This window comes from Corynebacterium sp. HMSC055D05, assembly GCF_001810365.1.
Classification (GTDB): domain Bacteria; phylum Actinomycetota; class Actinomycetes; order Mycobacteriales; family Mycobacteriaceae; genus Corynebacterium; species Corynebacterium coyleae.
Map to the genome: position 1 here is coordinate 65,949 of NZ_KV801081.1, position 25,860 is coordinate 91,808.

Here is a 25,860-nt window from a genome sequence, read left to right on the forward strand (position 1 = left end):
GTGCGCTTAGCGTGCATGGCATGACATTTCGCGAGATTCTCGAGGCCCTGGCGCACGCCGACATCAGCGTGCTCCAGGGTTTCGACGAGTCCGCGCCCGCCTTCGCCGCCCTCGACCCCGCCCTGAAACGTAAGTGGGCGCAGGCGCACGCCACCTACTTCGGCGCGACGAAGTTCACCCGCAAGCAGGCCGACGCGCGCCGCTTGGCCGCCGGAATGCCGCTCGACCAGATCTGTCTGCTCGAGCGAAAACTCGCCGCCGTCGCCGACCTTGCCGAGCGCTGGCGTCTCCGCCTCGAACTGTTGCGCTTCCGCGGCTCGTACAAGGCGCTATCACGGCGTATCGACGACACCATCACCACCCCGAAACCCACCCCCAAGAAGCAGTGCCGCTTCTCCAAATCACGCTCCGGGATGCGCAACATGTCGCTGACCTACTCCGAGCGTGACATCGCCGATTTGGAGCACCTGCTGCGTTCGCTCATCGACCCGTCGCTGCCCGCCGCCGAGCAAATGGCCGACGCGCTTGTGAGCCTGCTGCGCGGCGCTGGCGGTGCTGGCGCTGACGCTGGGGGTGCTGGCGCTGGCGGGGTTGCCATGCCCTACGCCGCCCCGCGCCCCATCATCCTGGTGCCGCTGCCGGAGTGGACCCGCATCCAGTCCGGCCACGGCGACGAAGTGGAGCTCATCCTTACCGACGGCACCACCATGACCGGCGCCGAATTCCTCGCCCGCGAGTTCGGCGCCGACCTGGAGGTTGCCGCGTTCCACCCCGCCGAGGGGGCAGTGAACCTGTACCGGGCGAAGCGCTTCGCTAACGACAAGCAGCGCACGCTGGCGTCGATGATGTCGCCGACCTGCCCGGTACCCGGCTGCCGTCACGGAGCCGATCACTGCGAAATCCACCACATCACCGCCTGGCGGCACGGCGGGGAAACCAACCTAGCCAACCTCGTGCCCCTGTGCAGTTACCACAACGGCACGAACGACGACGACCCGTGGATCGTCAGACGAGGCCGAATATGCATCCGCGACGGCATCCCAGTGTGGGTGTCACCCAACGGATACGAAGTGCCGAACGACACCCCCGGAGCCATGCAGCTCCTGTTCGGAAACAACTGACCGGGCGCGAGTTCGCGCGCCCGCAGGCCTGAGTCCTGCCGCGCTGCGCTGCTGCCGCGCTGCAGTGCGCTGCTGCCGTGCTGGGCGCTGGTGCTGGGCTGGGCGCTGGTGCTGGGCTGGCGGTGGGGAAGCCCTAGTAGCGGTCCGCCATGGTGGAGCGCACCGGGCGCGCCAACTGCGTCATCTTGTTGCGCCCGCGCAACTCCACCGACTTCATGAGCGTCCAGCGCTGCTGCTCAACCTCGTTCGCCGCGCGCAGGGTCGCGGCGTTGGTCAGCACCATGCCCGGGGTGTCCTTGGCAAGGTCGGTGAGGCGGGCGGCGCCGTTGACGGCGTCGCCGATCACGGTGTACTCGAAACGATCCTTGCCACCGATGTGGCCAGCGACCACGTGGCCCGAGGCGACACCGATGCCGGCCTTCAGTTCGAAGCCTTCCAGGCCGCGCTGGATTTCGCGGGCGGCTTGGAGGGCGTGCGAGGCGGCGTCGTGAAGCGAAACTGGCGCTCCGAACACCGCAAGCGCCGCATCGCCCTGGAACTTATTAATCACGCCCTTGTTGCGGTGCACCACCTCAACCACAACCTCAAAGAACTCGTTGAGCGCCTCCACGACCTCCTCCGGGGTGTGCTGGACGGTGTAGGTGGTGGAGCCGACGACGTCGATAAACAGCACCGCGACCCGGCGTTCCTCGCCGCCGAGCTGCGGGCGCTCCTCAAGCGCCTTCTGTGCGACCTCAGCACCGACGTACTTGGCAAACACGTCGCGAACACGCTGGCGGTCCTGCAGACCCCGCATCATCTCGTTAAAGCCGGCTTGGAGGACGCCGATCTCGGAGCCGTCGTAAATGTCCACCTGCGTATCGCCCTCACCGCGGCGCACACGGTTGATGGCGACCTGCAGCTCCTTAATCGGATCGACGACGATCACCGTCGCAAACGACGTCCCCACAAACCCCGTGAAAATACCCGCCGCGATCAGCGCCACGATCGCCGCCGTCATCTCACCCGGGGTGTCCCGGAAGTAGCCGACGCGCTGCGCCACAGCCAGCAGCAGCACCCCGACCATCGGCACGGCGGAGGTGGTGAACCACGTCAGCATCAACCGAGACGCGATCGGCGGCTGGAGCGTCGAATCCTCGAACCGCCGCGCCAGCGCCGACGCCGCAATCGGACGCACGAGACGCTCCGCCTGCAGATACGTGAGCACCGACACCACAAAACACGTCAGGATGGTGGTGGCGAGGACGACGATGCCCAGGGGGACGTCGACAAGCAACGTGCGCACCGTGACAATCGCAATGCCCAACCCCCACACCGCAACAACGATGATCGTCTGCAACACCGGCAAACGCATCACCAAATGCCGCACCATGTTCGGGTCATGATCATCCGGGCGCCGCTGCCACTCCAACACAGGCCGGAACAGGAAAAACGTGACGATCACACCGAGCGCAACAGCAATCGCCGCATACAACACCCCGATAAACCCAAGCTGGCCGTTGAGACCTAACTCGTTGACGGCATCCATCGGGATGAGGAAGCGCACAAACAGCATGCAGCCCACGGCGCCGAGCAGGTTGGTGCCCAGCACCGTCGCGGCATAGAGAGGCCACGACGTGCCCCAAAGCCACTGCAGCTCGCGCCAGATACGTTCCATGGTCTATCACCTTAGCGCGCGGGTACTCTGGTCACCTGTGACTACCCGCAGCGTTAGTGAGCGTTTGGCTGGCACCCCGGCGGTGCGCGACATCATCTTGTCGGCGGCTGCCACGGCGAGGGGGCAGGGGGATGCGTATGCGATGACGCATGCGTGGCTGTTTACGGGCCCTCCGGGTTCGGGGCGGTCGAATGCGGCGTTGGCGTTTGCGGCGGCGTTGATGTGTGAGAACCCGGATGAGATTGGGTGTGGGCGGTGTAAGGGCTGCCGTGATGCGTTGGCGGGGTCGCATACGGATTTGGTGCATGTGGTGCCGCATACGTCGACGATCAAGGTTGATTTTGTGCGTGATGAGATCGTCGCAAAGGCAGCTCGCTTACCGACGGTCGCCCCCTGGCGCGTTGTCATCATCGAAAACGCGGACCGCCTTGCCACGTCGATCACCACCGCGCCGGCTGACGCGCTGTTGAAGACGGTGGAGGAGCCGCCGGAGCGCACCGTGATCATCATGTGTGCGCCGTCGACGGATCCGCAGGACTTTTCGCAGACGCTGCGTTCGCGCTGCCGGAATGTGTATGTGCCGTCGCCGTCGGAGGATGAGTTGGTGCGCATTCTCGTCGAGGAGGAGGGGGCGTCGGAGCATGATGCGCGCCTGGCGGCGGTGTCGTCGCTACGCCATATTGGCCGGGCGCGGTTGTTGGTGCGTTCAGAGGCGATTCAGCAGCGTCGCGCGATGGCGATCAACTTGGCCGAGTTGGTGTTTCACGGCCCGCAGGCGTTTCAGGCGGTGGGGTCGTTGCTGAAGGCGGCGGAGAAGGAGGCCGTCGAGGCGCATAAAGCTGACGACGAAGCCGAGCGCGCCAAGCTCGAAAACGCCCTCGGCATGGGTGCGAAGGGGAAGGGGGCGGCGAAGGCGTTGCGGTCGGTGGCGTCGTCGGTGCGTCAGTTGGAGGAGGAGCAGAAGCGTCGTGGCACGCGCCGCAAGCGCGACATGCTGGACCTCGTGTTGGTGGACCTGGCGGGGGTGTACCGGGATGCGATGGTGGTGCAGTCGGGCGCCGATGTTGGTCTGACGCACCCGGATTTTGAGGGGCTCGCGCGTGAGATTGCCGGCCAGGTGTCGGCGGAGGGGCTCGTGGAGTGCCTCGAGGCGATCGGGCAGTGCCGCGAGCGCCTGGACCAGAACGTGACTCCGGCGGTGGCGTTCAACGGCATGATTGGCCGCATAAGGCTGGCGTGCAACGTGTCTTAACCTGCGGGTTTCGCAGGTTGCGCCCGCTAGGTTAAGCTGTCTTCCCGGTGCAGCATTGCTGCCCGGCCACCTTAGCTCAGTCGGCAGAGCGTCTCACTCGTAATGAGAAGGTCGCGAGTTCGATTCTCGCAGGTGGCTCAATTTTTTTGCCCTAAACCGGGCAGGAAGCGCGGTACGACTTTGCCGACGGCGTTGCGCGGCAGCTTGTCGACGAAGTGCACGTCCCGGGGGATCGAGTGATCGGCCAAGCGCGAGCGCACCCAGTCGCGGACGGCTTCCTCGGTGATTTCGGCGGTTTTGACGACCCAGACGGCGATGCGTTTGAAGGTGTCGTCGTCGTCGACGCCGTGGGCGTAGACCTCGCCGATGCCGGGCATGTCTTCGAGGACTTCCACCACGGATTGGGGGTGGACGTTTTCGCCGCCGACGATGATCATGTCGTCGCTACGCGATTGCACGTGGAGGTAGCCGTCGGCGTCGATGTAGCCGAGGTCGCCCATTTCGATGAGCCCGTCGATTTCGACGGTGGGGGTGTTCGGGTTGGTGTAGCCGCGCAGAGCGGTTTCGTTGTGGAGGAAGATGCGGCCGGTTTGGCCGGTGGGGGCTTCGCGGCCGTTGTCGTCGTAAATTTTGAGAACGGTGCCTGGCGCAATTTTGCCGACGGTGGTGGGGTCTGCCTGCATTTGTTCGGGGGAGGCGGCGGCGGCGAGGGCGAGTTCGGTGGAGCCGTAGATGTTGGCCAGGATGGGGCCGAAGCGTTCGGTGGTGTGGCGCAGTAGCGACGGGGTGACGGCGTTGCCAGCGGTGGCGAGGTAGCGCAGCGACGAGGTGTCGTAGTTTTCGTCGAGGTCCAGCATGTGTTTGAAGAAGATCGGCGAGGAGATGAGGCCGTCGCAGCGGAATGCTTCGATTTGGCGGAAGCAGTTTTCCGGGTCGAATTCGCGTTGCGTCACGATGGTGGAGCGGGTCGCCAGCGCGACTTGCAGGGCAGACCAGCCCCAGGTGTGGAAGATGGAGGCGGTGAGTTGGATGGTGTCGCCGGCGCGCCAGGGGATTGCTTCGAGGTATCCGGCGACCACGAATGGCAGGCGTGGTTCGGGGCGCACGATGCCTTTGGGGATGCCGGTGGTGCCGGAGCTCATCAGGACGAGGTTGCCGTGTTTGGGCCAGAGGGGCAGTCGCTTATCGACGACCCCTTTCACCACCACGTCCTCATACGCGCGCACCACGGGTGTGTGGGGGATGTCGTTGGGGATGCGGTCGGCGAACTCGTCGTCGATAAAGAGGATGTTGATGTCGTTTTCGGCGATGATGCCGCGCAGTTGCTCGGTGGAGGAGCCGATGTTGAGAAGGAAGATGTGGCCTCCGGTGTAGCCCTTGGCGCCGAGGGGTAGGACGATGCCGCGGCCGTTGCGGGCCATGACGCCGATGCGTAGTTCGTCGAGGCCGCGCTCTTCTTTCTGGGCCAGCAGCCACTTGGCTACGGTGCGGGAGTCTTCGCGCAGTTGGCGGTAGGTCAGCGCCCCGGTGTCGTCGATAAGAGCGAGGCGATCGGGCACTGCTGCGGCGCCTTGTTCGATTTCGCGGGCGGTGGTGAACCAGTAGCGCGCGAGATTCGGGATGAGTGCGAGCGCTGCGCGGGGGCCGCCTTCGGCGCTGATGATGCCGGCGCGTGTAACGGCGGGCACGAATCGCGCGAAAGACTTCAGTAAGAACAGCGGACGATGGGTGGGACGCATGAGGATAATGTAGCCTACCGATACGTAAGTGTCTCGCGTGAAAGGATTTTCGTGTCTGTTTTCCGACGTCTCGCAGCCGCCTTTGTGGCCGCTGCCGCCCTCGTCGCCCCACTGACCCCGGCCGCCCACGCGCAGGAGCGCAACATGGTCATCTTCGGCGACTCCGTTATTTCCGACCCCAACATGGGCCAGTGGGCCGCCGGCAAACTCGGCCTCGACCCGCGCGGGCGCTCCGACAACGGCACCTGGTGCCCGACCTCCGCCACGAACTGGGGCAAGCGCTCCGCCGCGAAACTCGGCCTGCCTGCGCGTGACTACTCCTGCACCGGCGTGGTCACCATTTCGAAGGGGCCGGGCTTCTTCCAACAGGTCGACCGCGCGATCGCGGACCGCGGCCTGTCGCCAGCAACCGCACGCGTGATCATCTCCGTCGGCTTCAACGACACGTACAACAACAATTCGCGCCCCGACGCCGACGTCCGCCGCGACTTCACCCGCTACATGGTCCCGCAGATCAACCGCATCCGCGCCGCCGCCCCGAACGCGCGCATCCAGATCGTCGGCTACCCGAAGGTCACTGCCGGCGACCGCGTGTGCCTGTTCCACATCGCCCCGAATGCCTCCGATTGGACGCGCTTCCAGGAAGTTCAGCGTTGGGAGAACCTCGCCCAGTGGATGCAGGTCGACGCCGCTCGCGCCGCCCGCGTCGAGTTCCTGGACCTGAAGCCGTCCACGATGCATAACAACATGTGCGCCCCGGATAACCAGCGCATGTGGGCTGGACTTGTCGATTTCTACGGCGGCCCGGGCAACCTGCCGATCCACGTGAACCAGCGCGGCCACGAGCACGTGGCAAATATCATCGCCCGCTCCTAGTCTGGGAGGGCATGACACAGACTGTTCAAGGAGTAATCGCCCGTTCCAAGGGCGCGCCCGTCGAGGTTGTGGACATTGTGATCCCCGACCCCGGCCCAAACGATGTGGTGGTCAAGGTTCAGGCCACCGGTGTGTGCCACACGGACCTGGCCTACCGCGACGGTGATATTGCCGACGAGTTCCCGTTCCTGCTCGGCCACGAAACGGCTGGCGTCGTGGAGACGGTCGGCGAAGATGTCACCCACGTCGAGCCCGGCGACTTCGTGGTGTTGAACTGGCGCGCGGTGTGCGGCGAGTGCCGCGCCTGCCGCAAGGGGGACACGAAGAACTGCTTCAACACCCACAACGCGTCCCAAAGCATGACGCTTGACGACGACACCCCGCTCACCCCAGCCTTAGGCATCGGCTCCTTCGCCGAAAAGACCCTCGTGCACGAGAAGCAGTGCACCAAGGTGGACCCGGAAGCCGACCCGGCCGCGGCGGGCTTGCTCGGCTGCGGCATCATGGCCGGCCTGGGCGCCGCGGTGAACACCGGTGAGGTGCAGCGTGGCGAGTCCGTCGTCGTGTTCGGCCTCGGCGGTGTTGGTCTTGCGGCCGTGGCGGGTGCTGCGTTGGCGGGGGCGTCGACGGTGGTGGCGGTGGACGTCGATAAGCGTAAGTGCGATGTTGCGACCGAGAAGTTCGGCGCAACCCACGCCATCTGCACCAAGGACATGAGCGAAGACGACGTCATCGAGGCCGTGCGCGAACTCACCGGCGGCTTCGGTGCCGACGTTGCCATCGACGCCGTGGGCATCCAGCCCACCTGGCGCCAGGCGTTCTACTCCCGCGACCTCGCCGGCCGCATGGTCATGGTCGGCGTGCCCAACCAGACCGACCACGTGGACATCCCCGCGATCGACCTGTACGCCCGCGGCGGCTCCATCAAGCCGGCCTGGTACGGCGACTGCCTGCCGGAGCGCGACTTCCCCACATACGTTGAGCTGTACAAGCAGGGGCGTTTCCCGCTCGGCGAGTTCGTCTCCGAACGTATTGGTGTCGGGGATATCGAGGAATCCTTTGACAAGATGAAGCGCGGCGACGTGCTGCGAAGCGTGGTGGAGTTCTAAATGCGTATCGACAACGTAGTCACATCCGGCCTGTTCAAACTCGACGGCGGCGAATGGGAGGTGGACAACAACGTCTGGATCGTCGGCGACGACTCCGAGGTCTACATCATCGACGCCGCCCACAACGCCCAGGCCATCGCCGACGCCGTGGGCAACCGTCGCGTCAAGGGCATCCTGGCCACCCACGGCCACTCCGACCACATCGACGCCGCCCCCGAACTGTCCCGCCTCGTGAACGCCCCGGTGTACCTGCATCCCACCGACGGGTTCCTCTGGCAGCGCGAGAACCCAGGCGCGCACTACCGCCCGCTTCTCGACGGCGCCACCTTCGACATCGCCGGCACCGAACTACGCGTCATGTCCACCCCCGGCCACTCGCCGGGCTCCGTGGTCATCTACGCCGAGGAAGCCGGCGAACTGTTCTCCGGCGACACCTTGTTCCAGGGCGGCCCGGGGGCGACGGGACGATCCTTCTCGTCGTTTGACACCATCATCCACTCCCTGCAGAAGTCCGTTTTGGAACTGCCGCCGGAGACGGTCGTGCGCACCGGCCACGGCGACCACACCACGATTGGCGACGAAGCCCCGCACCTCGAGGAGTGGATCCGCCGCGGGTTCTAATCCCGCTCCGGCGCTGCGCCCGGCGCTGTGCCTGTCGCAGCGCCCGCTGCGCTACCCGGCGCTGTGTCGGGCGCCTCGGCGTTTTGTAGCGCCACCGCCCGGGCGAGGCGCGCGTAGCGCAGTTCCTGTTCGCGGAAGCGGGTCCAGGTGGAGATCGTCGTAAAGAAAAATGCGATGACCAGCAGATAAAGCATGAGGTCCGTGCCGCGGTCCACGCCGAGCCAGTTGGCCAGCACGGTCACATCGTCGGGGCGGACGATCGCCCACACGGCGGCGAGGATCATCAGCACGAAACCCAACTTCACCCACGCCTTCGCGTTCGCCTTGCGGCGGTTAGCGAAGAAGAACCACGCCAGCGCCACAATGGCCAGCAGTAACAACGCCTGAATCATGGCAGCCTCCTCGCCACGAGCCCATCCGCGAGGATGTTCACCCCGTTGATCAACGATTGCCCCTTGGACATGGAGTATTCGGTGTAGAGAATATCCACCGGCTCCTCGTCGACGCGCCAGCCGAACTTCTCGATCATCGCGACGATCTCCGAGGCGTGCGACATCCCGTTCATGCGGATGTTCATCTCGTCGGCGACCTTCTTGTTAAACGCGCGCAGCCCGTTGTGCGCGTCCGACAGGCCGAGTTTGCGGGTGCGCGGCGACAGCATCACCACCGTTTTCAGCACGACGCGCTTAATCCACGGCACCTGCGAGTTGTCTTGGCCCGCAAACCGCGTACCGACGACAATATCCAGCGGCTCCGTCCGCAACCGCTCAACCATGCGCGCCACGTCCTTGACCTGGTGCTGGCCGTCGGCGTCGAAGGTGACAAAGTACTTCGCGCCGGGCTGCGCACGGGCGTACTCCACGCCGGTCTGGATCGCTGCACCTTGGCCGAGGTTCACCGGGTGGTTGACCAGGTGGGCGCCGGCGGCGCGGATTTGTTCGGCGGAGTTGTCGTGGGATCCGTCGTTGACGGCGACGATGTTGGGGAAGGTTTCGCGGGCGTGGCTGAGCACGTCGAAAATGACCGTGCCCTCGTTGTAACAAGGCACGATCAGCCAAGTGTCTGAAAATCCGGTCATGTCGCTTAAAGAGGTTACTCGCCGCGGTGGAAGAGCACGGAGTAGACGCGCTTGGTTAGCCCGATGGGCAGGGCGCGGTACAGGTTGCGCACGGCGAGGTTCGCCAGCGCGCGTGGCCGCGAGATCAGCCCGTATTCGACGAGGTTGGCCTGCATGGTGCGCTCGGCGCGTCGGGTGTCGGCGCTGGCGCGGCGTCGCAGCTGGTCGTCGGTGACGCGGAAGTAGGTCAGTGGCTCGTCGAGGTTGGCCAGGGTGTGGCCGGCGGCGATGAGGCGCGCCCACAGGTCGTAGTCCTCCATGAACGGCACGTGCTGGTAGCCGCCGACGGCTTTGACGGCGTCGGTGCGGAAGGTGACCGCGGGGTGGTTGAGCGGGGAGTTGATTTTCACGTACGCGTTCGGATCCCGCGGCAGTGCGCGGATGGTGCCGCGGTCGCCGGGGGTGTGTTCGAACTCTTCCATGGCGCTGCCGAGCGCGGCCACGTCCGGGTGTGCTTCCAGGTAGGCCAACTGTTTGGCGAAGCGTTCGGGTTTGGCGGCGTCGTCTGAGTCGATGCGTGCGGTGTAGGTGGCGTTGATCGTCGCTAAGCCTGCGTTGAGCGCCCGGCCCAAGCCGACGTTTTCGGGTAGTTCGACCACGCGAGCGCCATGCTTTGCGACGACCCCACGCACCGCCCCAGATACCTCCCCGTCAAAGACCACCACAACCTCGTCGGCCGGGTGGGTTTGGGCGTCGAGGGAATTCAGCGTGAGTTCGAGTTCGGCGGCGTCGGTGGCGTGGTAGACGCTCATGAGGGCGGAAAGGGTGGGCATTAGGCCTCCTCGGCGGCGTCGATAAGGTAGCGGCCGTAGCCGGATTTGAGCACGGCCTCGCCGAGCGCGCGCAGCTGGGCGGCGTCGATGAAGCCTTCACGGTAGGCGGCGACCTCCGGCGAACCGATGACGGTGCCGGTGCGTTTTTGCAGCACTTCGACGTAGGAGCTGGCCTCGCTCATCGAATCGATCGTGCCGGTATCCAGCCACACATCCCCGCGGTGCAGGCGGTGCACCTTCAGGTCGCCGCGCTTGAGGTAGGCCTCGTTGACCGAGGTGATTTCCAACTCGCCGCGCGCCGAGGGAGTGATGTTCTTGGCGATCTCCACCACGTCATTGTCGTAGAAATACAACCCCACGACCGCGAAGTTCGACTTCGGTTGGGCCGGTTTCTCCTCGATGGACAGGGCGGTGCCGTCCGCGTCGAAATCGACCACGCCGTAGCGCTGCGGGTCCGACACCTCGTAGGCGAAGATCGCCCCGCCCTCAATCTCACGCACCTGGCCGAGCGCTTCCAGGATGCCGGCGCCGTCGAAAATGTTGTCGCCGAGGACTAGGGCGACGGCGTCGTCGCCAATGAAATCTTCACCGATCAGAAACGCTTGGGCGAGGCCTTCCGGCTTCGGTTGTTCGGCGTAGTGGAGCATGATGCCGAGGTGGGAGCCGTCGCCAAGCAAACGCTCGAAATTCGCGCGATCTTCCGGCGTCGTGATGATCAAAATCTCCCGAATACCCGCGCTGATCAGCGTGGAGAGCGGGTAGTAGATCATCGGCTTGTCGTAAATCGGCATCAACTGCTTCGAGATGCCCTGCGTAATCGGGTACAGCCGCGTACCCGATCCGCCCGCCAGAATGATGCCTTTCATAGCCCCGAAGTCTAGTGGGCAGCCAACTTCCCACTAACTTCCCATGTTGGTAAGTAGTTGGGAAGTAGTTGGGAAGTTGATTGGTAAGTTGCCTGCGACCTCAGTTAGCGCAGGCCCGGGATCTGGAGACCCAACTGTGGTGCGAAAGCCGCCGCGATACCGACGACTGCGAGGACAGCGGCGATCACGCCGACCACGATGCCAGCGGTGGAGGAGCCGTCTTCCTTGCTCGGCTGGCTCGCGGGCTTCGTCGGGAACGCAACCGTGGTGTTGCCTTCACCGAGGCAAGCTTCCTCGGCGTCCGCGTTGGCGTTGAGGAAGGCGTTCAGGCCCTCGAAGTACTTGCCAGCGGAGGTTTTCTCGAAGGTGGAGTAGAACTTCTCCATCTGTGCCTCGTTGCCAAGGACATCGGTGAGACCAAACAAGAGAGCTAGCAGGGCGCCAGCGAAGTTGCCTTCGATATCGCCCTCTTTCTTCCTCGCTTCGACGTAGTAATTATCCCAGTCTGTTTCCTCGGATTCGGTGCCGCCGGCGAGGTTCTGCCCATAGGCAGCTCGCGCGCGCAGCTGCAGATAAAACTTCGCGGTCGACTCATTCATACCTGCCATACCCAGTCGGTTCAGGTACGAGTCCTTGTTCAGGGCGTCGAATGCTGCGTCGAAGGCATCGACAGTCTTGTGGCCGGTGAGTGGTTGCTTGTTGGCGTCGACGAAGTCATTGCCAACGGGACGAGCGGACGGGTATGCGGCTTCGAGCGACAGGTTGATGTCGCGTGCAAACGTCGAGTCGAGTCGGCTCGCCACGTCCTGTTCCATCGATGTCAGGAAATCCTTCTCCGCCGCGGTGAAGGTCACCTTGCATTTGTTTTGGCCGAGGGGGCCGATCTGCGCTGCCTGCGCAGGCGTGACAGCGGAAAAGGCCACAGCGGTGGCAGTAGCAAGAGCAAGGAAGCGCGACGTTTTCATGGAAATCTCCTGGGAACGGGGTGGGGACTTCCGTATGTATAAGCGGGATTCACCCCCTCAGCTGGGCTATCGCATGGCGACGTAGAGCGCGAGTGCCGCCCGCCAGTTCGTCGGCGCGAACCCGGTGGCCTTGATCTTGTCCAGCGACAGAGTGGATTCGCGGGGGCGCACGGCGGCGTCGAGGCCGTACTCCTCGGTGGTGACGGGGTGGACGTCGGCCGGGTTGCCGCCCATGGCGATGTAGACGGCCATGGCGATTTCGTCGCGGCCGACGGTGTCGCCGTCGGAGGTGATGTTGTACACGCCGTATTCGGCACCGGTGCGAAGCAGGTGCGCGATGCCTTTGGCCAGGTCTTCGGCGGAGGTGGGGCGCCCGCGCTGGTCGGATACCACCTTCGGCGTGGCGCCCTTTTCGGCGAGTTGGGCCATGGTTTCCATGAAGTTGGCGCCGTCGCCGAAGACCCAGGAGGTGCGGATGACGTAGTGCTTGCGGGCGGTTTGCGCGGCGGTGTCGCCGGCGGCTTTGGAGGCTCCGTAGGCGGACAGCGGCGAGGGCACTTCGGTTTCGTCGTGGACCTCGACGGTGCCGTCGAAGATGTAGTCGGAGGAGACGTGGACGAAGGTGAGGTCGTGCTCGTCGGCAAGCCTGGCGAGTGCGGCGGGGGCGGTGGCGTTGGTGGCCCAGGCGGTGGCGCGGTCGGTTTCGGCGCCGTTGACGTCGTTGTATGCGGCGCAGTTGACCACGGCCCAGTACTCGGACCAGTCCATCGCGGGTGGCGCGGTGATGTCGAACTTGTCGCGGCCGACGAACACTGCCTCGTCGTCGGACCAGATCGCACGCAGCGCGCGGCCGAGCTGCCCGTTGGCGCCGGTGACGAGGATGCGGCGGGGTGGTAGTGGGGTGGCGTCGGCAAGCATGGGGTGTGCTTGGTCGGCGGCGGAGAGTTCGGTGGGCTCCAGCGGCCAGTCGATCTCGCGGTACGAGCAATAGGCGCCGCCGGGGGTGTAGCGCTGGTTGACCAGGTAGATGTAGGTGGTGTCGTCCTCCAACGCTTGGAAGCCGTTGGCTACGCCGCGGGGGACGAACACGGCGGTGTCGGGGCCGATTTCGCAGGTGTAGGTCTCGCCGTAGGTGTCGGAGCCGGCGCGCATGTCTACCCATGCGCCGAAGACGCGCCCGGTGGCGACGGAGACCCATTTGTCCCAGGGTTCTGCGTGCATACCGCGGGTGGCGCCGCGTCGGGCGTTGTAGCTCACGTTTTGTTGCCGCGGTACGAGTGCTTGGCCGGCCCAGTTTTCTTTGAACCAGCCGCGGTTGTCTTCGTGCAGTGTGAGGTCGTGGATTTCAAGTCCTGCGATCATTACTGTCCCCTTTGCGCATATTGCTTCTCGACGACACCCTTACCGTCCTCCCACCACCGACGATTCTCTCGGTACCAGTCGATGGTGTCGCGCAGTCCGGTGTCGAAGTCGTGCTTGGGTGTCCAGCCGAGTTCGTTGCGGAGTTTGGTGGCATCCATGGTGTAACGCTGGTCGTGGCCGGGCCGGTCGGCGACGTGTTCGTAGGTGCCGCCCATGATTTCGCAGATTGTTTCGATGACCTGCTTGTTTGTGGTGTGTGGCTGGTTTGCGCCGATATTATAGGTTTCGCCGAGCCGGCCGTGTTCGAGGATGGTGAGCACGGCGTCGTTGTGGTCGTCGACGTGGATCCAGTCGCGCACCTGGGCGCCGGTGCCGTAGAGCTTCGCGGGTTGGCCGCACAGGATGTTGGTGATCTGGCGGGGGATGAACTTTTCTACGTGCTGGTAGGGGCCGTAGTTGTTGGAGCAGTTCGAGATCGTCGCTTTGATGCCGAAGGAGCGTACCCATGCGCGTACGAGGTGGTCGGAGCCGGCTTTGGTGGCGGAGTAGGGCGACGACGGGTTGTAGGGGGTGGTTTCGGTGAATGCGTCGTTGCCGCCGAGTTCGAGGTCGCCAAAGACTTCGTCGGTGGAGATGTGGTGGAGGCGCTTATCAAACTTGCGCACGGCTTCCAGCAGGGTGAAGGTGCCCACCACGTTGGATTGTACGAACGCGCTTGGGTCCCGCAGGGAGTTGTCGTTGTGGGATTCTGCCGCGAAGTGGATGACGGCGTCGGTGTGGGACACGAGGTCGTCGATAAGCGATTGCTCGCAAATGTCCCCCTGGACGAACTCGACGCCCTCGGGGACGTTGGCGCGGTTGCCGGCGTAGGTGAGTTTGTCCACCACAACGACGCGGTAGCGCTGCGCCGCCATGCGTGCGAAGTTCGACCCGATGAAACCGGCGCCGCCGGTGACCAGCAAAGATTCCATATCGCGTTACCTTACAAGGCCTGCGAGGTGCACGAGCGCACCGACAACCGGCCCGACGAACAGGGCGACGGTAACGGAGGTGGCCACGCCCCACGGCGCGATGAAGAGGACCGCGAAGGCGCTCAGGGTTGCCGCGACCCAGCCTGCCACGTAAAACGCATGCCGTTCCAGCGCGAGTACTGCCACGCCGGTGATCATGAGCATGCCCATAAACGCCGAGGCGAACGTGAGCAGCCCGAGTGTGAGGCCGGCGACGAACAGTTCCGGTTTGAACGCGATTCGCAGGATCCACGGGCCGATGAGCCACGCGGCGGCGAAGCCAACCACGCCGAGGGCGAGCACCGCGCCGATGGGGGCGGCGAGTGCCTTGTAAATACGGTCGCGGTGTTCCACGAACCGCACCACCAGCGCGGATTGGAAGCGCTGCAGCGGCACGAGCACGGGTGCGCGGGTGAGCATGACGGCATTCGAGATCGCGGCGACGGTCAGGGAGGTCTGCGGGTCGTCGGGAAACGCGGCGCTGACGGCGGTGGGGAAGCCGGTGATCAGCGCTGCGGAGGCGCCCGAGGCGGTCATGGCGGAGAGGACGCGGCGTACGAATGTGGCGCGGTCCACGTCCAGCGTGACGCGTACCGGGTCGACGGCGAGGATGACCACCCAGCTCAGGGCGCCGATGACGGTGATGATGAGGAACTCGCGAAGCCCACCGCCAAGCAGCAGCGTGAGCACGGCGAGGACCAGGCGCGCGCCGGAGTCCAACGCCACGAGTGCGGCGTAGCGCTCCCACAGCCCCGCGCCGGACAGCACGCCGGAGAGCACCGATTGGAACGCATAGGACAGCAGGCCGAACGCCAGCAGTGCGGTGGCCAGCGTCGGGTCGGAGGGGACGATCGTGCCCATGCCGAACAGGCCGAACACCGCCACGAGCGCCAGCGCCACCCCGCCGATGACCGCACCCATGCGCCACGGGTTGGCGTTGCCGCGAGTGCCGTCCTCGCGGGCGGCGGCGACGGCGCGGGTGGTTTCGTGGGTGATGCCGTCCACGATCCCGGCGCACGCGAAGAACAGCCCCCAGTAGGCCAGGAAGTACCGGTAGCCGGTTTCTACGTCCATCGCCCAGCCGGCGACCCAGACGACGACCAGCCCGCTGATGGCGGCGAACACTGTCGCCAGCGAGAGGTGTTTCACGGGCACTCCGGCAGTTCGGCGTGCTGTACCCAGGCGTCCAGAATCCCTGTGACCTGCGCGGCGTCGGCGCCGTTGCGGGCAAAGGCGTCAATGAGCGTTTGCGTATCGACGATCCCGTCCGCGTTCGCAGCCACATAATCGCGCACCGTGTTGAAGAAGACTGGGTCGCCGACGCTTCGTCGTAAAGCATGCAGCGTGATCGCGCCGCGTTTGTACACGCGGTCGTCGAACATGTCGCGCGGGCCCGGATCCGCCAGGGTAAACCGCATGGGGGTGAGTTTGTCGTAGTGGGTGCGCACGGAGTCGTCGATAGGCATCTGTCCTGCGTGATCCGCCCACAGCCACTCGGCGTAGCAGGCGAAACCTTCGTTGAGCCAGATGTCGCGCCAGTGGCCGATGCCGAGCGAGTTGCCGAACCATTGGTGCGCCAACTCGTGCGCGATCAGCCGCTCGTTGCGGCGCAGGTGGTTGATGCCGAAGATGGACAGGCCCTGCGCCTCGAGCGGGATTTCCAGCGCCTCCTCGTGCACGACTACCTGGTAGTTCTCAAACGGGTATGGCCCGAAGACGGTTTCAAAGTAGTCCAGCATTGCCTGCTGTTTGTTTAGGTCGCCGGGTTGCGCGCCGGGCAGCCATGCGACGACGTTGCGGCCGAGCTCCACGCGTTGGAACTGGCCGACCTGCACCGTGGCCAGGTACGTCGGCATCGGGTGCGCGGTGGTGTTGGTGACGGCGATGTAGTCGCGGTCGGTGCGCACGTTAAACGTGTAGGTCGCCTTCTCGTCGGGGGTGTCGTTGCAGGGGAACCAGGTGGGTGCGCCGTTGGGCTGGTTGGCGGTCAGCGCGCCGTTGTCCAGTTCCTCCCAGCCGAGTTCGCCCCACGCGGTGCGTCGCGGGCGGGGGTTGCCGCCGTAGCGGATGGTGAGGGTGAATTCGGTGTGGGCCGGGAGGTCGTCGTGAAGCGAGATGCGCAATTTTCCACCCGACTGGCGGAAGCGCTTGATGCCACTGCTTATCGACGACTCCACGCGCCGAACCGCAAGCCCCTCCGCCACATCCAACGTCAGGTGGTGCAGGGCTTCGGTGGTGGTCAGCGTCAACGTTGCGGTGGCGTTGAGCCGGTTGGGTCCGACGATGTAGTCGAAATCCAGGTCGTAATGCGTGACGTGGAACCCACGGTTGGGTTCCACGCCCGTGTAGTTGTCGCTGCGGCGTTTCATCGCCTGCGAAGTCTAGTCCAGCGCGGGCTTACACCCCGAGTGCCGGTGCGATAGTGGTGCGCCAGGCCTTGTCCAGGTCGTCGCGCCAGTACGGCCAGGAGTGGGTGCCCACGTTGCGCAGCTCGAAGTGCGCCGGGATGTTCAACCCGTCGAGCTTTGCCTTGAGGTCGTGGGTGCAGGTGTTGATCGCAGCCTCGATCACGCCGCCTTCTACCTGCAGCGTTGCCGCGCCGATGTGTGCGATCGGGTCCGGTGCGCCGAGGCCGATGAGGTAGCTGACCTGGTCGCTGCGCCCCGCCAGGCCGGTGCCCGCGGAGACGTAGAGCTTCAGGCCGCGCAGTTTCTCGGCGTTGAGCAGGGCGTCGTTCCAGCGGTTGTACGGTCCGCCCATTGGGCCCCACATCATCTCCGGGGTGACGGTTTTGAAGTCCTGGGTGGCCGACGCGCGGTTCACGGTGATGCGGGCGAAGTTGTAGCCGGCTGGCGAGGACGTCGCCGCGCAGCCAGAGAACGACGCCGCGGCTTTGTACATGCCCGGGTTGTGTTGCGGCAGGACGAGCGCCGAGGTGCCCGACATGGAGAACCCGGCGATCGCTCGGTTGTTGTTTGCACCGAGGGTGCGCTCAATCGGACCAGGCAGTTCCTTGGTCAGGAACGTCTCCCACTTCTGTGGGCCGTTGAGGTAGCGGGAGCGCACGGTTGGGGCGACCCAGTCGGTGTAGTACGAAAAAGCGCCAGCCTGCGGGATGACCACGTTGACACCCTTGCCGGCGAAGTAGTCCTTGGTGGTGTGCAGGTGGATCCAGTCCTGGTCCTGCTCCGCACCGCCTGCGCCGTTGAGCAGGTAGAGCGTCGGCGCGCCCTGGACGCGCTGGCCGGCCGGGTTGGTGGCGGGGATGACGGCAACCGGGATGTCACGGTTCATCGACGGGGAGAACACGTTGTAGGACAGGACCGTTTTGTGGTCGACCTGCTTCACCCAGGACTGCGGCTTGCCGGTGTGGATGACGGTCGGCGGGTTTGCCGTGGCGTCCCACGCCTTGACCACGCCAACCGGCTGCGCCACCGCGGGAGTCGTACCGCATGCGACGGCGACGGCGGTGAGTGCTGCGAGCGCAGCTTTCTTCAAGGTCTTCATGAGGCGGGTCCCCGTTTCTGTAACGAAAGTGTGTTGCCTGACGACATTCGAAGCGTCATTGTACGGTACATACGTTAAACCTGTGGCTATTGTTACAGATGTTCCACGTTTTGAAAGGAAAGCGACATGAACCCGATCGAATCCGTCCAGCTGCAGATCAACGAGGTCCTCGGCCAGCTCATCCACTTCGGCTCCTCGACGTCCTCCACGATCGCCTACGGCCTGGGCATGTTCTAAAAGCTAGAAAAAGAGGCACCCTGTGGCAGGGTGCCTCTTTTTTGTTGCCTGTTTTTTACAGGCGCGGTTACAGGCCGAGCGCCGACTTGAACACGGTCTCGTAGGAGCGCTTCAGGTCATCGCGCCACACCGGCCAGGAGTGGGTGCCCACCGGGCGCAGCTCAGCGTGTGCGACCTCCGCACCGTTGGCGCGCGCCTTGACCAGGAAGTCGTGGGTGCAGGCGTTCATCGCAGCCTCGATCGCGCCACCTTCGACCAGGAGGGTCGCGGCGTTCGCGGAACCCTTCACAAACGCGTCGGAGGAGTCCAGGCCCGCATCTTCGAGGCGCTTCCGCAACGTGCCCGGCATGTCGGTCTCCGCTGCGAGGCCGGTGCCGGTGGAGATGTACACCTTCGTGTCAGTGCCCGCCAGAGCTGGTGCGTTGACCAGGGCGTCGTAGCGGCGGTTGTAGTCCGAACCCATCGGGCCGAAGATGTACTCAGGCGTCATGACACCCGGTGCAGCACGGTCCACCGTGAGGTTGATGAAGAAGCTCGGCAGCGGACGCGACGTTGCCGGGCAGCCGGAGAACGAGCCGACGGCCTTAAACATGTTCGGGTTGTGCTCAGCGAGCAGCAGCGACGAGGTGGCGGACATAGACATGCCGATCACGCCACGGCGGTTCGGGTCAGCCTTGATGTACGGCTCGATGGTCTGCGGCAGTTCCTTGGCCAGGAACGTCGACCACATCTGCTTGCCCTTGTAAAACACGTTTTTCTCCGTCGGCGGCTCTGCAGCCCAGTCGACGTAGTACGAGAACGCGCCCTCCATCGGGATGACCACGTTCGCGCCCGAGCGACCGTAGACCTCGTGGACTTCCTCGAGTGCCTGGGAAACCCAGTCGGTGTCCTGCTCGGAGCCACCAGCGCCGTTAAGTAGGTAAACCGTCGGGGCGTTCTCGACCGTTTCGCCCTTGTCGTTGGTGGCGTAGAACACCGCGACCGGGATGTCGCGATCCATCGACTCCGAGTGCACGCGCAGCGCTTCGTTCTTCCACACGCGCTGGTTGTCGGCCAGACGCTTGACCCAGCGCTGCTCCGCGCCGCTCATCGTCTTCGGCACCTCACCGAGTTCCTTGATCGCAGGGTGCTGCTGCATATCCTCACCCATCGGGTTCAGCTTCGCCGCATCCTCCGAAAGCACCGTGGCGTCCGCATCCGCGTCAGTGGCTGAGTCGTCCTTCCCGTCCTTCGAGGTGAGGTCCTCGTTGGTCGTGTCCTTGCTGGAGCCCTCCGGTACCAGCTCGGACGTGGTGGGGGTGGGCTCGTTCGAGGTCGACGTTGCCGACGTTTCCGACGTGGTCGACTTCTCAGTCGGCTCGGTCGTCTCCGAGGTGGTGGTCTCAGGCAGTGTTGTATTCACTGTCGACTGGGCAGCGCTGAGGACGGCGGGGGTGTCGTCGTCAAGCGAAGATGCGTAATGGACAACGGGAACGGCACCTGCTGTAACAAGGGCGACAGCGGCTACGGCGATGGCCGGACGCGTGAGTTTCACGGAACTGTGCTCGCTTTCCTAAAGACTTGGGGAGATCCTCCGCCACATTTTGCCAGACGGGGACGTACCATATGCATCGTGAGTAAAGAACATTTTGACGTTGTTGTCCTCGGCGCGGGCCCCGGTGGCTACGTCGCCGCCATCCGTGCAGCTCAGCTGGGTAAGAAAGTTGCCGTCATTGAGAAGCAGTACTGGGGCGGAGTCTGCCTCAACGTAGGCTGCATCCCATCCAAGGCGCTTATCAAGAACGCTGAAGTCGCCTCCATCTTCAACCACGAAGCAAAAACTTTCGGCATCAAGGGTGACGTGGAGTTCGACTACACCGACGCCCACAAGCGCTCCCGCCAGGTCTCCCAGAAGATCGTCGGCGGCGTGCACTACTTGATGAAGAAGAACAAGATCCAGGAAATCAACGGCCTGGGCTCCTTCAAGGATGCAAACACCATCGAAATCACCGAAGGCGACGACAAGGGCATGACCGTCACTTTCGACGACTGCATCATCGCCACCGGCGCCGTCGTGCGCACCCTGCCGGGCATCGAACTGTCCGAGAACGTCGTCTCCTACGAAGAGCAGATCCTCAACCCTGAGGCTCCGGAGAAGATGGTCATCGTCGGCGCAGGTGCCATCGGCATGGAGTTCGCCTACGTGCTGTCCAACTACGGCGTTGACGTCACCGTCATCGAGTACCAGGACCGCGTCCTGCCGAACGAAGACAAGGACGTATCCAAGGAGATCGCCAAGGCCTACAAGAAGCTTGGCGTGAAGCTGCTCACCGGCCACGCCACCACCGAGGTGCGCGACAACGGCGACACCGTCGAGGTCGACGTAAAGAAGAACGGCTCCGACAAGACCGAGACCCTCAAGGCTGACCGCGTGATGATCTCCGTCGGCTTCGCACCGCGCACCGAGGGCTACGGCCTGGAGAACACCGGCGTCGAGCTCACCGACCGCGGCGCCATTGCTATCGACGAGCGCATGCGCACCAACGTCGATCACATCTACGCCATCGGCGACGTCACCGCGAAGCTCCAGCTCGCCCACGTCGCAGAGGCACAGGGCATCATCGCCGCCGAGACCATCGCGGGTGCAGAGACCCTCGAGATCGAGGACTACATGATGACCCCGCGCGCCACCTTCTGTAACCCGCAGGTTGCATCCATGGGTTACACCGAGGAGCAGGCCAAGGAGAAGTGGCCGGACCGCGACATCAAGGTCGCGACCTTCCCGTTCACCGCAAACGGCAAGGCAGTCGGCCTGGCAGAGACCGCTGGCTTCGGCAAGCTCGTCGCCGACGCTGAGTTCGGCGAGATCCTCGGCGCCCACCTCGTTGGCGCGAACGTTTCCGAGCTCCTGCCGGAGGTTGTGCTTGCACAGCGCTTCGATCTGACCGCTGGTGAGATCGCTCGCTCCATTCACATCCACCCGACCCTGTCTGAGGTGCTCAAGGAAGTTGCCCACGGCGTCGAAGGCCACATGATCAACCTCTAATTGATCGCCGCATAAAAAAGGGGCGCGACCGCACAGGTCGCGCCCCTTTTTTATGTTGTGGTGCGGATCGTCTAGCTGCCACTAGACGATCCGCACCATATTGAACATGGGTTGCGTTATCACCTGGGAAAACGCGGGCGAGGTGCGTTGATCGTCTGGTTGTGCTGCCAAGGAAGCTAGACGATCAGCAAAAGCAGAACGCGGCGCCCCGGCTGGCGGGGTGCCGCGTGGGGTCGTCGATTAGCGAGTGCTTATGCGCCTGCGACTGCTGCTGCGAGCTTGTCCAGGGACTTAGCCAGGAAGTCGTCGTTGAACTTCTCGGTCATGCCCAGCAGGTTCTCCTCCAGCTCATCGCGCTGGTAGGTGAGCTTCACGGTGGTGTTGTCGGCGTCGATCGGCTCGAGCTCGTAGAGCCACTTCGCGCCAACCTTCACCTGGGCGGGGGTGTTTTCCACGTTCTTCCAGCCGATGATGCGGTCCGGCTGGATGGCGAAGACCTCGTTGACGGTCTGGTAGTCGCCGTCCTCCTTGGTCATGTTCATAGTGAACGTGTCGCCGACTGCCTTGAGGCGCTCGGCCTGATCGGCGGAGACAACCATGCCGGAGTCGTCGGTCTCGGCGTGGCGCTCGGGGTTGGACAGGATGTCGAAGATCGCGGCCGCAGGGGCATCAATCTGACGGGTTGCAGAGTTCTCGGTGTTCTTGTCAATAGCCATGGGGGCCAGCGTACCGATTTCGCCCCGAGCTGGCAGTTAGGTGAAACTAACCAACCAAAGATTGACACTTAACGGGGTGAGGATTGTTGGCTATCCACCATCAATGCCTCGCGGTGAGGAAGGTCACAAAGTGCGGTGCGTACTGGGGAGAGGGGTCAAGTGTCGGTTGAAACTTGGGAAAAACATGGATCGCCTGCAATTCAGGTGTGTGTAACCGGCGCGATTCTCATAGAGTATTAGCGACACTGGAGGTGCCATGACTGTACAAAACGCAGACCGTGAAGCCATTCGTCACGGAAAAATTACTGAAAAGCCGCTGCGCGAGCGGCCGTCCTACCCAACATGGGCCATCAAGCTGACCATGGCCATCACCGGCCTCATCTTCGGTCTCTTCGTGCTTGGCCACATGGTGGGCAACCTGAAGATCTTTATGCCGCTGCACGCCGACGGCTCCGCGCCGATCGACGACTACGGCGAGTTCCTCCGCACGATCGGCGAGCCGCTGTTCCCGCGTGAGGGCTTCCTGTGGATTATTCGCATCGTGCTGCTCGCCTGCCTGGTGCTGCACGTTTGGGGAGCATTCGCCCTGCACGGCCGTTCGAAGAAGTCCCGCGGTCGCTTCAAGCGCACGGGCCTGATGGGTGGCTGGCAGTCCACCGCGACCCGCGCAATGCTGGTCACGGGTGTCATCCTGCTGCTGTTCATCGTGTTCCACATCCTGGACCTCACCATGGGTGTTGCTGTGGCTTCCGACGAGTTCGTCCACGGCGCAGTCCGCAACAACCTGCTGGCTACCTTCGGCCCAGGTCGTTGGTGGGTCACCCTGGTTTACGTTGTCGCGAACCTGGCGCTGCTGCTGCACCTGACCCACGGCATCTACCTCGCTGTGTCTGACCTTGGCTGGTTGGGCAAGCGCGGTGAGGGCCTCATGGTCGTGCTCGCGTACATCCTCCCGTTCATCGTCGTCGCCGGAAACGTCATCATGCCGATCGCTCTTGCGGCCGGCTGGGTCCCGGACTTCGTTCGGTAATGGCCAAATAGGAGAAACAATATGACTACCTCTATTTCCTCGAATCAGGGTTCGCACGGCGAGCAGGCCTCCACCGAGACGCCGGCTGCTGGCCAGGCCCAGGCACAGGCGTTCCGTCAGCCGGAGTCGGCTGCTGCTGGTGTCACCCCGGGTGAGATCCTGCAGTCCAACGAGCCAAACCGCGACGAAGTGCGCATGAAGGACATGTGGGAGTTCCAGAAGGACCACATGAACCTGGTGTCGCCGCTGAACCGTCGTAAGTTCACCGTCCTCGTTGTTGGTACCGGCCTGTCCGGTGGTGCAGCTGCTGCGGCACTTGGCGAGCTCGGCTACAACGTCAAGTCCTTCACCTACCACGATGCTCCGCGTCGTGCGCACTCCATTGCTGCACAGGGTGGCGTCAACTCCGCCCGCGGCAAGAAGGTGGATAACGACGGTGCTTACCGCCACGTCAAGGACACCGTGAAGGGCGGCGACTACCGCTGCCGCGAGTCCGACTGCTGGCGCCTGGCTGTCGAGTCGGTCCGCGTGATCGACCACATGAACGCCATTGGCGCTCCGTTCGCTCGTGAGTACGGCGGCACCCTCGCCACCCGTTCGTTCGGTGGCGTGCAGGTCTCCCGTACCTACTACACCCGTGGCCAAACAGGCCAGCAGCTGCAGCTGTCCACCGCTTCGGCTCTGCAGCGCCAGATCCACCTGGGCAACGTTGAGATCTTCACTCACCACGACCTGATGGATCTGATCATCACCGAGAAGGACGGCAAGAAGCACTGCTCCGGCATTGTGACCCGTAACCTGATCAACGGTGAGATCACGCCGTTCACCGGCCACGCAGTCATCCTGGCTACCGGCGGTTACGGCAACGTGTACCACAAGACCACGCTGGCGAAGAACTCCAACTCTTCCGCCATGATGCGTGCGTACGAGCGTGGTGCCTACCTGGCGTCCCCGTGCTTCGTCCAGTTCCACCCGACCGGTCTTCCGGTCAACGCGAAGTGGCAGGCAAAGACCACGCTGATGTCGGAGTCGCTGCGTAACGACGGCCGCATTTGGACCCCGAAGGAAAAGGGCGACGACCGCGACCCGAACACCATTCCGGAAGACGAGCGCGACTACTTCCTGGAGCGTCGCTACCCGGCCTTCGGCAACCTGGTGCCGCGTGACGTTGCGTCCCGTGCGATCTCCCAGCAGCTCAATGCCGGCTACGGTGTTGGCCCGCTGCACAACTCCGCATACCTGGACTTCTCCGACGCGATTGAGCGCCTCGGCGAGGACACCATCCGTGAGCGTTACTCGAACCTGTTCGAGATGTACGAGGACTCCACTGGCGACGACCCGTACAAGGCTCCGATGCGTATTGCACCGACCGTCCACTTCACCATGGGCGGCCTGTGGACCGACTTCAACGAGATGACCTCCATCGACGGCCTGTTCGCCGCCGGTGAGTGCTCCTGGACCTACCACGGTGCAAACCGTCTGGGTGCCAACTCGCTGCTGTCCGCATCCGTCGACGGCTGGTTCACCCTGCCGTTCACCGTCCCGAACTACCTGGCAAACCACCTCGGTGAGGAGAAGCTCTCCGAGGACTCCCAGGAAGCCAAGGCCGTTGTCGCTGAGGTGGAGGAGCGCATCGCGCGCATCATGTCCATCCGTGGTCCGGAGCCGCACGGCCCGGAGCACTTCCACGAGCAGCTCGGCGACATCCTCTACGAGCACTGCGGCGTTGCCCGCACCGTGGAGGGCCTGGAAGAGGGCATCCGCAAGATCCGCGCACTGCGCGAGGACTTCTGGACCAACATTCACATCCCGGGTACCGCGGATGACATGAACCAGACCCTCGAGGCTGCGCTGCGCCTGGTTGACTACATCAACCTCGGCGAGCTCATGTGCATCGACGCTCTTGACCGCGACGAGTCCTGCGGTGCTCACTACCGTATGGATCACCTCACCGATGACGGCGAGGCAGAGCGTGACGACGACAACTGGTGCTTCGTCTCCGCGTGGGAGCCGGCCGGCGAAGGCCAGTTCATCCGCCACGCTGAACCCCTGTACTTCGATTCGATCCCGCTGATGGCAAGGAACTACAAGTAATGAAACTGACACTTGAAATCTGGCGCCAGGCTGGTCCTGACACTGAGGGCAGCTTCGAGACCGTCCAGGTCGACGACGCTGTGGAGCAGATGTCCATCCTGGAGCTGCTCGACCACGTCAACAACAACTACGTCGAAGAGGGCAAAGAACCGTTCGTGTTCGCCTCTGACTGCCGCGAAGGCATCTGCGGCACCTGTGGCGTACTGGTCAACGGCCGCCCGCACGGTGCTGGCCAGAACACGACGGCCTGCCTGCAGCGCCTGTTTAACTACAACGACGGCGACACGCTCAAGATTGAGCCGTTCCGCTCCGGTGCATTCCCGGTAATCAAGGACCTGACTGTGGACCGCTCCGCTCTGGACCGCGTCATGCAGCAGGGTGGCTACGTCTCGGTCAACGCCGGTACCGCTCCGGATGCTGACACGCTGGCTGTGAACCACAAGGATGCAGAGACCGCACTTGACTACGCAGCCTGCATCGGTTGTGGCGCTTGTGTGGCTGCCTGCCCGAACGGTGCTGCGCACCTGTTCACTGGCGCGAAGCTCAAGCACCTGAAGCTGCTGCCGCTGGGCAAGATGGAGCGTGGCCGCCGTGCCCGCAACATGGTTGATGAGCTGGAGACGAACTTCGGCCACTGCTCGCTGTACGGCGAGTGTGCTGATGTTTGCCCGGCCGGTATCCCGCTTGATGCAGTCGGTGCGATCAACGCTGAGCGTGCCCGTGCTGCCTTCAAGGGTGGCGACGACTAGATCTGCCGTATACTCCGAGGTATTGGAGTCCTGG

At 64.0% G+C, this 25,860-nt stretch carries 23 protein-coding genes and 1 tRNA gene; 10 read left to right on the forward strand and 14 right to left on the reverse strand.

Features of this window, described 5'->3' with window-relative positions; genetic code table 11:
- Positions 1-20 precede the first annotated feature (20 nt).
- Positions 21-1,121 carry an HNH endonuclease signature motif containing protein gene (locus tag HMPREF2734_RS10235; protein ID WP_070570809.1) on the forward strand — a complete coding sequence of 367 codons (1,101 nt, stop codon included), beginning with the start codon at positions 21-23 and terminating at the stop codon, positions 1,119-1,121.
- Positions 1,122-1,254: 133 nt separating this feature from the next.
- Here the strand turns inward: HMPREF2734_RS10235 and HMPREF2734_RS10240 are convergent, their stop codons facing one another.
- A complete protein-coding gene (locus tag HMPREF2734_RS10240; protein ID WP_070570811.1) occupies positions 1,255-2,778 on the reverse strand; it encodes an adenylate/guanylate cyclase domain-containing protein in 1,524 nt (507 codons plus the stop codon).
- Between the two features lie 37 nt (positions 2,779-2,815).
- On the opposite strand from HMPREF2734_RS10240, the gene HMPREF2734_RS10245 reads away from it, so the two are divergent.
- The gene (locus HMPREF2734_RS10245) at positions 2,816-4,030 is read left to right on the forward strand and encodes a DNA polymerase III subunit delta' (RefSeq protein WP_246816822.1); all 1,215 of its coding nucleotides are present in this window, start codon (positions 2,816-2,818) and stop codon (positions 4,028-4,030) included.
- 65 nt (positions 4,031-4,095) lie between these two features.
- Positions 4,096-4,168: transfer RNA gene (locus HMPREF2734_RS10250), tRNA-Thr, on the forward strand.
- Here the strand turns inward: HMPREF2734_RS10250 and HMPREF2734_RS10255 are convergent.
- On the reverse strand, positions 4,168-5,769 hold the full coding sequence (locus HMPREF2734_RS10255) for an AMP-binding protein (protein WP_070570815.1): 1,602 nt from the start codon (positions 5,767-5,769) through the stop codon (positions 4,168-4,170). The two genes, HMPREF2734_RS10250 and HMPREF2734_RS10255, sit on opposite strands and share 1 nt — an antisense overlap.
- 51 nt (positions 5,770-5,820) lie before the next feature.
- Between HMPREF2734_RS10255 and HMPREF2734_RS10260 the strand changes: the two genes are divergently transcribed.
- Genes HMPREF2734_RS10260 through HMPREF2734_RS10270 form a run of 3 tightly spaced genes read left to right on the forward strand, consistent with a single transcriptional unit; the run spans position 5,821 to position 8,375 of the window.
- On the forward strand, positions 5,821-6,645 hold the full coding sequence (locus HMPREF2734_RS10260; RefSeq protein ID WP_070570817.1) for a GDSL-type esterase/lipase family protein: 825 nt from the start codon (positions 5,821-5,823) through the stop codon (positions 6,643-6,645).
- Between the two features lie 11 nt (positions 6,646-6,656).
- Positions 6,657-7,754: an S-(hydroxymethyl)mycothiol dehydrogenase gene (locus HMPREF2734_RS10265; RefSeq protein WP_070570819.1), complete on the forward strand. Its 1,098-nt coding sequence runs from the start codon at positions 6,657-6,659 to the stop codon at positions 7,752-7,754.
- Entirely contained in the window at positions 7,755-8,375 is a 621-nt protein-coding gene (locus HMPREF2734_RS10270) for an MBL fold metallo-hydrolase (protein ID WP_070570821.1), read from the forward strand.
- On the opposite strand, the gene HMPREF2734_RS10275 is transcribed toward HMPREF2734_RS10270, so the two are convergent.
- From HMPREF2734_RS10275 to HMPREF2734_RS10325, 11 genes are all read right to left on the reverse strand, one after another.
- Complete coding sequence (locus tag HMPREF2734_RS10275; protein WP_070570822.1) at positions 8,372-8,767, reverse strand: DUF2304 domain-containing protein; 396 nt, start codon at positions 8,765-8,767, stop codon at positions 8,372-8,374. The genes HMPREF2734_RS10270 and HMPREF2734_RS10275 overlap by 4 nt on opposite strands.
- Positions 8,764-9,453, reverse strand: a complete 690-nt coding sequence (locus tag HMPREF2734_RS10280) for a glycosyltransferase family 2 protein (RefSeq protein ID WP_070570824.1) — start codon at positions 9,451-9,453, stop codon at positions 8,764-8,766. The genes HMPREF2734_RS10275 and HMPREF2734_RS10280 overlap by 4 nt, the downstream gene beginning before the upstream one ends.
- 14 nt (positions 9,454-9,467) lie before the next feature.
- Complete coding sequence (locus tag HMPREF2734_RS10285; RefSeq protein ID WP_070570826.1) at positions 9,468-10,265, reverse strand: glycosyltransferase; 798 nt, start codon at positions 10,263-10,265, stop codon at positions 9,468-9,470.
- Complete coding sequence (rfbA, locus tag HMPREF2734_RS10290; RefSeq protein ID WP_070482967.1) at positions 10,265-11,131, reverse strand: glucose-1-phosphate thymidylyltransferase RfbA; 867 nt, start codon at positions 11,129-11,131, stop codon at positions 10,265-10,267. Before rfbA ends, HMPREF2734_RS10285 begins: the two co-directional genes overlap by 1 nt.
- Positions 11,132-11,235: 104 nt before the next feature.
- A complete protein-coding gene (locus HMPREF2734_RS10295; protein WP_070570828.1) occupies positions 11,236-12,096 on the reverse strand; it encodes a hypothetical protein in 861 nt (286 codons plus the stop codon).
- Between the two features lie 66 nt (positions 12,097-12,162).
- A complete protein-coding gene (locus tag HMPREF2734_RS10300) occupies positions 12,163-13,458 on the reverse strand; it encodes a sugar nucleotide-binding protein (protein ID WP_070570830.1) in 1,296 nt (431 codons plus the stop codon).
- Positions 13,458-14,429 carry a dTDP-glucose 4,6-dehydratase gene (rfbB, locus tag HMPREF2734_RS10305; protein WP_070570833.1) on the reverse strand — a complete coding sequence of 324 codons (972 nt, stop codon included), beginning with the start codon at positions 14,427-14,429 and terminating at the stop codon, positions 13,458-13,460. The genes HMPREF2734_RS10300 and rfbB overlap by 1 nt, the downstream gene beginning before the upstream one ends.
- A gap of 6 nt (positions 14,430-14,435) precedes the next feature.
- A complete protein-coding gene (locus tag HMPREF2734_RS10310) occupies positions 14,436-15,617 on the reverse strand; it encodes a hypothetical protein (RefSeq protein WP_070570861.1) in 1,182 nt (393 codons plus the stop codon).
- On the reverse strand, positions 15,614-16,837 hold the full coding sequence (locus tag HMPREF2734_RS10315; RefSeq protein WP_070570835.1) for a M1 family metallopeptidase: 1,224 nt from the start codon (positions 16,835-16,837) through the stop codon (positions 15,614-15,616). Before HMPREF2734_RS10315 ends, HMPREF2734_RS10310 begins: the two co-directional genes overlap by 4 nt.
- 28 nt (positions 16,838-16,865) lie before the next feature.
- Positions 16,866-17,975, reverse strand: coding sequence for an alpha/beta hydrolase (locus tag HMPREF2734_RS10320; protein ID WP_070482945.1), 1,110 nt, complete (start codon positions 17,973-17,975; stop codon positions 16,866-16,868).
- Positions 17,976-18,279: 304 nt separating this feature from the next.
- On the reverse strand, positions 18,280-19,746 hold the full coding sequence (locus HMPREF2734_RS10325; RefSeq protein ID WP_141750477.1) for an alpha/beta hydrolase: 1,467 nt from the start codon (positions 19,744-19,746) through the stop codon (positions 18,280-18,282).
- Positions 19,747-19,824: 78 nt separating this feature from the next.
- Between HMPREF2734_RS10325 and lpdA the strand changes: the two genes are divergently transcribed.
- Positions 19,825-21,237 (forward strand): dihydrolipoyl dehydrogenase, encoded by a 1,413-nt coding sequence (gene lpdA / locus HMPREF2734_RS10330; protein ID WP_070570837.1) that lies wholly within the window; start codon positions 19,825-19,827, stop codon positions 21,235-21,237.
- Between the two features lie 251 nt (positions 21,238-21,488).
- Here lpdA and HMPREF2734_RS10335 read toward each other — a convergent pair whose 3' ends face one another.
- Positions 21,489-21,953 (reverse strand): SRPBCC family protein, encoded by a 465-nt coding sequence (locus HMPREF2734_RS10335; RefSeq protein WP_070570838.1) that lies wholly within the window; start codon positions 21,951-21,953, stop codon positions 21,489-21,491.
- 256 nt (positions 21,954-22,209) lie between these two features.
- Between HMPREF2734_RS10335 and HMPREF2734_RS10340 the strand changes: the two genes are divergently transcribed.
- The 3 genes from HMPREF2734_RS10340 to HMPREF2734_RS10350 are packed head-to-tail and all read left to right on the forward strand — an operon-like array spanning position 22,210 to position 25,826.
- On the forward strand, positions 22,210-22,983 hold the full coding sequence (locus HMPREF2734_RS10340; RefSeq protein ID WP_070421514.1) for a succinate dehydrogenase cytochrome b subunit: 774 nt from the start codon (positions 22,210-22,212) through the stop codon (positions 22,981-22,983).
- 21 nt (positions 22,984-23,004) lie between these two features.
- Positions 23,005-25,077 (forward strand): fumarate reductase/succinate dehydrogenase flavoprotein subunit, encoded by a 2,073-nt coding sequence (locus tag HMPREF2734_RS10345; RefSeq protein WP_070570840.1) that lies wholly within the window; start codon positions 23,005-23,007, stop codon positions 25,075-25,077.
- Positions 25,077-25,826: a succinate dehydrogenase/fumarate reductase iron-sulfur subunit gene (locus HMPREF2734_RS10350; protein ID WP_070421512.1), complete on the forward strand. Its 750-nt coding sequence runs from the start codon at positions 25,077-25,079 to the stop codon at positions 25,824-25,826. Before HMPREF2734_RS10345 ends, HMPREF2734_RS10350 begins: the two co-directional genes overlap by 1 nt.
- The last annotated feature ends 34 nt before the right edge of the window (positions 25,827-25,860 follow it).

Excerpts from the sequence above, each read along its gene's own strand:
- HMPREF2734_RS10335 (WP_070570838.1), bottom strand. The coding sequence starts at position 21,953 with ATGGCTATTGACAAGAACACCGAGAACTCTGCAACCCGTCAGATTGAT.
- HMPREF2734_RS10340 (WP_070421514.1), top strand. The coding sequence starts at position 22,210 with ATGACTGTACAAAACGCAGACCGTGAAGCCATTCGTCACGGAAAAATT.
- HMPREF2734_RS10345 (WP_070570840.1), top strand. The coding sequence starts at position 23,005 with ATGACTACCTCTATTTCCTCGAATCAGGGTTCGCACGGCGAGCAGGCC.
- HMPREF2734_RS10300 (WP_070570830.1), bottom strand. The coding sequence starts at position 13,458 with ATGATCGCAGGACTTGAAATCCACGACCTCACACTGCACGAAGACAAC.
- HMPREF2734_RS10240 (WP_070570811.1), bottom strand. The coding sequence starts at position 2,778 with ATGGAACGTATCTGGCGCGAGCTGCAGTGGCTTTGGGGCACGTCGTGG.
- HMPREF2734_RS10280 (WP_070570824.1), bottom strand. The coding sequence starts at position 9,453 with ATGACCGGATTTTCAGACACTTGGCTGATCGTGCCTTGTTACAACGAG.
- HMPREF2734_RS10275 (WP_070570822.1), bottom strand. The coding sequence starts at position 8,767 with ATGATTCAGGCGTTGTTACTGCTGGCCATTGTGGCGCTGGCGTGGTTC.
- rfbB (WP_070570833.1), bottom strand. The coding sequence starts at position 14,429 with ATGGAATCTTTGCTGGTCACCGGCGGCGCCGGTTTCATCGGGTCGAAC.
- HMPREF2734_RS10255 (WP_070570815.1), bottom strand. The coding sequence starts at position 5,769 with ATGCGTCCCACCCATCGTCCGCTGTTCTTACTGAAGTCTTTCGCGCGA.
- HMPREF2734_RS10350 (WP_070421512.1), top strand. The coding sequence starts at position 25,077 with ATGAAACTGACACTTGAAATCTGGCGCCAGGCTGGTCCTGACACTGAG.
- HMPREF2734_RS10270 (WP_070570821.1), top strand. The coding sequence starts at position 7,755 with ATGCGTATCGACAACGTAGTCACATCCGGCCTGTTCAAACTCGACGGC.
- HMPREF2734_RS10235 (WP_070570809.1), top strand. The coding sequence starts at position 21 with ATGACATTTCGCGAGATTCTCGAGGCCCTGGCGCACGCCGACATCAGC.
- HMPREF2734_RS10285 (WP_070570826.1), bottom strand. The coding sequence starts at position 10,265 with ATGCCCACCCTTTCCGCCCTCATGAGCGTCTACCACGCCACCGACGCC.
- rfbA (WP_070482967.1), bottom strand. The coding sequence starts at position 11,131 with ATGAAAGGCATCATTCTGGCGGGCGGATCGGGTACGCGGCTGTACCCG.
- HMPREF2734_RS10315 (WP_070570835.1), bottom strand. The coding sequence starts at position 16,837 with ATGAAACGCCGCAGCGACAACTACACGGGCGTGGAACCCAACCGTGGG.
- HMPREF2734_RS10320 (WP_070482945.1), bottom strand. The coding sequence starts at position 17,975 with ATGAAGACCTTGAAGAAAGCTGCGCTCGCAGCACTCACCGCCGTCGCC.
- HMPREF2734_RS10295 (WP_070570828.1), bottom strand. The coding sequence starts at position 12,096 with ATGAAAACGTCGCGCTTCCTTGCTCTTGCTACTGCCACCGCTGTGGCC.
- HMPREF2734_RS10265 (WP_070570819.1), top strand. The coding sequence starts at position 6,657 with ATGACACAGACTGTTCAAGGAGTAATCGCCCGTTCCAAGGGCGCGCCC.